This is a genomic window from Micromonospora sp. M51 (genome assembly GCF_018070305.1).
GTDB classification, from domain to species: Bacteria; Actinomycetota; Actinomycetes; order Mycobacteriales; family Micromonosporaceae; genus Micromonospora; species Micromonospora parva.
Genome location: NZ_JAGPXZ010001381.1, coordinates 1 through 677, shown reverse-complemented (window position 1 = coordinate 677; position 677 = coordinate 1). Strand labels below are relative to the sequence as shown.

Genomic DNA, 677 nt, shown 5'->3' with positions numbered 1-677 from the left:
TCCCGGGCGTACTACCCGGACGGCTCGACCCTCGACGTGCTCACCGACACCACCCGGATGGCGGCCGAAATCTCCCGGGTCTGCGGGCCTCGGGAGGCCGACGGCTACCTGCGGTTCGTCGAGTACGCGCGGGAGCTGTGGCGGCTGGAACGCACCGACTTCATCGAGCGCAACCTGGACGCGCCGACCGATCTGATCACCGGCAACCTGCTCAAGCTGCTCGGCGGCGGGGCCTTCCGACGCCTCCAGACGAAGATCAACCAGTTCTTCCGGGACCCACGTACCCAGCGGATCTTCTCCTTCCAGGCGATGTACGCCGGCCTCGCGCCGCACGACGCGCTGGCCATCTACGCGGTCATCGCGTACCTCGACTCGGTGGCCGGGGTCTACTTCCCGCGCGGCGGCATCCACGCGGTCTCCCGGGCGATGGCCGGCGCGGCCGAGAAGCACGGCGTGCAGATCCGGTACGACACCACGGTGACCCGGGTGGAGACCGCGAACGGTCGGGCCACCGGCGTGCTCACCGCCGACGGCGAGCTGGTGCCGGCGGACGTGGTGGTGCTCAACCCCGACCTGCCGGTCGCCTACCGGGACCTGCTCCCCGCCGCGCCGCGCCGTCGGCTCACCTACTCGCCGTCCTGCGTCGTTCTGCACGTCGGCTCCCGACAGTCCTATGC

General features: G+C 70.9%; 1 protein-coding gene. It reads left to right on the top strand.

Translation table 11 applies throughout. The annotated features are described in order from the left end of the window. Nucleotides 1-677, top strand: a 677-nt coding sequence (locus KBX53_RS34955; RefSeq protein WP_210864034.1) for an NAD(P)/FAD-dependent oxidoreductase, incomplete at both ends; no start/stop codon positions are given.